This window comes from uncultured Caballeronia sp. (genome assembly GCF_964243625.1).
Taxonomy (GTDB): Bacteria; Pseudomonadota; Gammaproteobacteria; order Burkholderiales; family Burkholderiaceae; genus Caballeronia.
In genome coordinates this window covers 1-5,623 of the sequence record NZ_CAXTGZ010000405.1, presented here as the reverse complement: position 1 = coordinate 5,623, position 5,623 = coordinate 1, and the positions used below count along the sequence as shown (strand labels likewise).

Genomic DNA, 5,623 nt, shown 5'->3' with positions numbered 1-5,623 from the left:
GCCACGATGATCACGCCCATCACCACTTGCTGATGGTAGCCCGGTACGCTAGCCAGATTCATGATGTTGCCGATCACGCCGAGAATCAGCACGCCCATCAGCGTATTCAGCGCGCCGCCCTTGCCACCGGCGAGACTCGCGCCGCCGATCACCACCGCCGCGATCACGGTCAGTTCATCGCCTACGCCGACTGTCGGCGCACCGACGCCCGCACGCGATGTCGAGATGATCCCGGCCAGCGCCGCGAGCAATCCCGAGCTGACATAGGTACCGAGTACATGGCGCGCGACGGGCACGCCGGAAAGCCGCACGGCTTCCTCGTTCGACCCGATTGCGCGCACCACGCGGCCGGCACGCAGACGGTTCAGCGCGATGCCGCCGATCACGAACACGATCAGCATCACGAGCGTCGGACCCGGAATGCCGAAGTAGGAATGACGCCCGAAGTCGAGCAGTGCCTGACCGGGGTCATCGACAAGGATGGGCGAGCCGTTCGACACGATCATCGCAACGCCGCGTGCAACGGTCATCATGGCCAGCGTGACAACGAAGGGCGTAAGACGAAACCATGCGATCAACGCGCCGGAAATAAACCCGCAGAAGCCGCCGACAACCAGCGTGGCGAGCAAGGCGACCGTCAGCCCGTATTGCGGAATCAGCAACGCCGACAGCACGCTGCCAAGCGCCGCAATCGATCCCACCGACAAGTCGATACCACCGGTCAGCACGACCAGCAACATGCCGACCGACATGATGCCGACGCCCGCCACTTGCCGCGAAATATTCGACAGGTTGGGCACGGATAAAAAGTCGCTCGATACAAACGACGCTGCGATCACGAGCACGATCAGGATCGCGACCGTGTTGAAGCGGCGCGCAACAGACCACCAGTGTTTTGCGTGGGCCTGTGCCGAGTTCGCCTGATGCGTTTTCGGGGTGACGGCGCTGGGATTCATGGTGCGAGTCTCCGGATTATTCACGATGCATTTAATGAGTGAGCGTGGCCGGCGCTTCGTCCGGCGCGCGGCGCAGCGACAGCGACAAGATCTGTTCTTCGCTGAAATCAGCAGGTTGAAGTTCGCCGCGAATCTCGCCTTCGCCCATCACGAGGATTCGATCGCACAGGCCCATGAGTTCCTGATGTTCCGACGAGATCACGAGCACTGCCTTGCCGCGTTCGGCAAGCTGGTTGATGAGCGTGTAGATCTCGACTTTCGCGCCGACATCCACACCGCGCGTGGGTTCGTCGAGGATGATGAGGTCGCCGTCCGCGTGAAACCACTTCGCCAACACGACTTTTTGCTGGTTGCCGCCGGAGAGCGTTGAAACATCGGCGTCCATGGAACGCGCCTTGATGCGCAGTTGTTCCATCAGCTTTTGCACGAATGCGCGCTCGCGGCCGAAGGCGAGAAAGCCGCCCGGACCGCTCACCGACTTCAGTGCGGCGAGGGTGGCGTTGACGCGAATCGGCATCGATAAAACGGCGCCTTGCCCCTTGCGGTCTTCAGGCACGAAGCCGATGCCGGCCTTGACTGCGGCCATCGGCGAGCGGATCGCCATGACCTTCTGGTTCAATTCGATGGTTCCGGAATCGCGCGTATCGGCACCAAAGATCAGGCGCGCGACTTCGGTACGGCCCGATCCGATCAGGCCGCCGAGACCCACCACTTCACCGGCGCGCAGCGTGAACGACACGTTGCGAACGGCATGACCTCGCATCAGGCCCGTGACCTTCAGGACTTCGGCGCCGAGCGTGGCATGGCGCTGCGGAAACAGCACGGACAGCGGGCGCCCGACCATCTTGCGGATCAGGCCGTCCATGGTGAGCTCGGCGGGCGTGAGGGTATCCACGCGCTTGCCGTCCTTCAGCACAGTGATGCGGTCCGCGATCGCAAACACCTCTTCCAGCCGGTGCGAAATATAGACAATGCCCACGCCGCGCGAGCGCAGCTCGCGCACGATTTCGAGCAGTTTGTTCGCATCCGATGGCGCGAGAGCCGCGGTGGGTTCGTCGAGCACGAGAAGCTTTACCTGGCGGCTGAGCGCCTTGGCGATTTCGATCACCTGGCATTGCGCCGCCGAGAGATCGCCGACCAACGCGGCTGGATCGATATCGAAGCCGAGGCTCGCGATCAGGGCACGCGCGTTCTTGCGCAGCGTCCCCCAGTCGATGACAGCCGGCAACGCACCCAGAAATACGTTTTCCGCCACGGACAAGTCCGGCGCCAGCGCGGTTTCCTGATGAATCACCGCGATGCCTTCTTCCATTGCCGCATGCGGATTGCGAAAGGACGTCTCGCGGCCTTCGAGCTTGATCGTGCCGGAATCCGGCTGATGACCACCGCCGATAATGCGCATCAGCGTCGACTTGCCCGCGCCGTTCTCGCCGACGAGCGCATGGACTTCGCCACTGAGGACATCGAAGTCGACGCCTTCGATGGCATGAATGCCGCCGAAGCGTTTGTCGACGCCGGTAAGGGCTATAAAGGGAATCATATGAAGGTGTCTCCAGAATGCGAGGCGCACCGTACTTGGCCGGCGCGCCTCGCATGAACCCGCCGGCTTTAGAAAATCGCCTTGGGGTTGTAGTACTTGTCGACGTTGCTCTTGTAGATCGCGGCGGACGGCGTGTACGAAATCTTCGGCACGTTGGTGGCTTCGCCCTTCGCCGCCTTCACGCCGATATCGACTGCCGTGCGCGCAACCAGCGCCGGGTCGTTCAGCGCGGTTGCGCCGTACTTGCCTTGCTTGATCAGGTTGAGCGCTTCCTTCTGGCCATCGGCGGCGGCAACCAGCGTGATGCCCGTACGGTTCGCGCTTTCGATTGCGCGGCGTGCGCCCAGCACCATGCTGTCGTTTTCGCCGAGCACCATGTTGATGTCCTTGTTGGCGACGAGCAAATCTTCCATCGCCTTCAGGCCGCCTTCGTCTGACCAGTTGCCCCAGCCCTGGCCCACGATCTGCATGTTGACCTTGCCGGTCTTTGCGAGCTGCGCCTCGACGATGCCCTCGATCACGCCGTCGCGCCGTTCCTTGCCGACCGGGTTGCCTTTCTCGCCGGAGATCAACGCGATCTTCAGCGGCTTGTCGCCCATGGTGTCGACCACCCACGAACCAACCAGCGCGCCGTTCTCACGATTGGACGATTGCACGAGCGTCAGGTAGTTGGCTTTCGGATCGAGCGTACTGTCGATCACGACGACTTTCACGCCTGCGGCGGTCGCCGTGTTGACCACGTTGACGAGACCCTTGGGATCGGCCGGATCGATGATCAGCACCTTGATGCCGCGCGTCAGCATGTCTTCCACGTCGGAGATCTGCTTGCCCATCTTGCCTTGGGCGTCGGCGGTGATCACGTCGTTGCCGAGTTCGGCGGCTCGCGCCTTGGCCGATTCCATTGCGGCCGAAAAGTAGGGCGCGTTGAGCACCTTCATGGAAATGCCCACTTTCATCTTGTCGGCTGCCATCGCCGGGGCTGCTGCCACTACACCTGCGACTGCCAGCGCTACACCACACATCACCTTCTTCACGAACCGCGTCATGTCTCCTCCTTTTGTTAGGGTTTGGCGGTTTTAAACAACGTTCAACAACAACTTGCCTGGGTTAAGTATGTTCAGCGGATCGAGCGCGGCTTTCACGGCGCGCATGGCGGCCAGCTCGGCCGGTGTTCTCGATAACGCGAGCACCTTCAGTTTCTTCGTACCAATGCCGTGTTCCGCCGATACCGAGCCGCCCATTGCGCCGGTCACGCCGTAGACGACTTCCTGCACTTGCGGCGCGGTGGTTGGCGGCCAGTCGGGTTCCTGCACGACGATATGCAGGTTGCCGTCGCCGAGATGTCCGTAGATCAGGATGGTCGCGTTGGGCCAGCGCTCGCGAAGCTGCTTGTCGCATTCATGCGCGGCGCGGCCTACATCGGCGATGGAGAAACTCACATCGAAGGAAACGCGGCCCGGAATCAGCCGCTGATATTCGCCGGGGGCATCGCGGATCGCCCAGAACGCGGCGGCATCGGACTCCGATGAGGCGAGGGCGGCGTCGCTGATCAAGCCTTCCTCGAGCATCCCGCCCAGGAAATCTTCGAACGCGTCCGCCTGACGCTCGGGATCGGCGCCGCTGCTTTCGAGCAGCACGTAATACGCATGCTTGCCTTCGAGCGGCGCGCGCAATTCCGGCAGGCGCGACAACACAAAATCGTAATAACCCGGCCACATGACTTCGAACGCCGACACACCCGCAGGCAAGCCTTCCTGAGCGCGTCTCAACAACGTGGTAACGGCGTCGTAGTCGGGCAATCCGCACCAAGCCGTCGATACCGCCCGTGGTTTGGGCCTGAGGCGCAGCACGGCACGCGTGATGATTGCGAGCGTTCCTTCGCTGCCGATCAACAAGTTGCGCAAGTCGTAACCCGTATTGTTCTTGATCATCTTGCGCAGCCCGCCAACGATACTGCCGTCCGCCAGCACTGCCTCTATATCCAGCACCTGGTCGCGCATCATTCCGTACTTGATCACGCGGTTGCCGCCTGCATTAGTCGCGAGGTTGCCGCCAATCGTGCAGCTTCCTCGTGCGCCCAGATCCAGCGGAAACATGAAGCCGGCTGCGTCGGCGGCTTCCTGCACGACTTGCAGCGGCGTGCCGCACCAGACCGTCATGGCGGCGCCGACTTCATCGATGGCTTCGATCCCGTTCATCAACTCCAGGCTCAACGCAACTTCACCGCCGAGCATGCACGCGCCGCCGGCGAGTCCCGTCAGGCCGCCTTGCGTCACGACTGTCTGCTTGTGCTCGTGGCAGATCCGCATTGCGGTGGCGACGTGTTCAGTCGTGCGTGGCCGGATCAGTGCGACCGGTTCATCGCAGGGCATGCGGCTCGAGTCCGCGTTCCTGCGGCCGGCGAATTCGTGCGGAAGGCTCACCACGTCGGCTCCGAGCGCTTCACGCAGCGCTGCAACAGCGGCGCTGGGCTGAACATGTTCGGAGGGCTGCTTGTCTTGCATTGAATGTCTCCAGCAATCGGGGTCGCGTTGAATCAGCAAGCATTTCGCTTAACCCCAAGTTGAGCGGAAGTAACGTTGTTTCCGCATATCTTGAACGATAGTATAGCTATCATTTATGTGAAATACAGGCGCTAAATGGCGGGGAAAACCCTGATGTTTTGAATTTAAGTTAAAGCTATCATTATTAAAACTAACGTTCGCTTCGCTGGATGAGGCGACTTGCACTTTCCAGGAGATGGACCCGATGCAATGGCCTGAACCACGTTCCTTCGATGTCGACTTGCAGACGGGCCTGATGAACGGCACCGGCTCGCGCTATCAGAAGTTCCTGCGCGACCTGAGCGGGCTGTATGCCAACAGCGCCGCCTTCAATGCGCTCGCTGCAACGCGCGGTGACGAAGTCGTATATGAAGTCACCGACCACAAGCCGAACAGCAATCCCGGCGACCTGATTACCGGCGTGACGCGCATGAGCGCGGGCAAGGTCGGCGACGAATTTTTCATGACGCGCGGGCACATTCACGCGGCCATCGACCGGCCGGAGCTTTACTTCGGGCTGAAGGGTCATGGCGTGATGCTGATGGAGTCGCCATCAGGCGATACACGCGTGGTCGAGATCAAGG

Annotated in this window: 5 protein-coding genes; 1 reads left to right on the top strand and 4 read right to left on the bottom strand. The window is 61.5% G+C overall.

All coding sequences use genetic code 11. The features are described from left to right. The 4 genes from ACFFAR_RS23055 to ACFFAR_RS23040 all read right to left on the bottom strand — a co-directional run. The coding region (locus ACFFAR_RS23055) for an ABC transporter permease (protein WP_174365527.1) at positions 1 to 956 on the bottom strand (956 nt) is incomplete at its 3' end. 31 nt (positions 957 to 987) lie between these two features. Then, the gene (locus ACFFAR_RS23050) at positions 988 to 2,496 is read right to left on the bottom strand and encodes a sugar ABC transporter ATP-binding protein (RefSeq protein WP_075359499.1); all 1,509 of its coding nucleotides are present in this window, start codon (positions 2,494 to 2,496) and stop codon (positions 988 to 990) included. A 68-nt stretch (positions 2,497 to 2,564) separates the two neighbouring features. Beyond that, positions 2,565 to 3,542, bottom strand: coding sequence for a substrate-binding domain-containing protein (locus ACFFAR_RS23045; protein WP_086382437.1), 978 nt, complete (start codon positions 3,540 to 3,542; stop codon positions 2,565 to 2,567). Positions 3,543 to 3,572: 30 nt separating this feature from the next. After that, positions 3,573 to 5,000: an FAD-linked oxidase C-terminal domain-containing protein gene (locus ACFFAR_RS23040; protein WP_174365089.1), complete on the bottom strand. Its 1,428-nt coding sequence runs from the start codon at positions 4,998 to 5,000 to the stop codon at positions 3,573 to 3,575. A gap of 244 nt (positions 5,001 to 5,244) precedes the next feature. Here ACFFAR_RS23040 and ACFFAR_RS23035 point away from each other — a divergent pair. After that, positions 5,245 to 5,623: glucose-6-phosphate isomerase family protein (locus ACFFAR_RS23035; protein WP_375508532.1), on the top strand; the 379-nt coding region annotated here is incomplete at its 3' end.

Excerpts from the sequence above, each read along its gene's own strand:
- ACFFAR_RS23050 (WP_075359499.1), bottom strand. The coding sequence starts at position 2,496 with ATGATTCCCTTTATAGCCCTTACCGGCGTCGACAAACGCTTCGGCGGC.
- ACFFAR_RS23045 (WP_086382437.1), bottom strand. The coding sequence starts at position 3,542 with ATGACGCGGTTCGTGAAGAAGGTGATGTGTGGTGTAGCGCTGGCAGTC.
- ACFFAR_RS23040 (WP_174365089.1), bottom strand. The coding sequence starts at position 5,000 with ATGCAAGACAAGCAGCCCTCCGAACATGTTCAGCCCAGCGCCGCTGTT.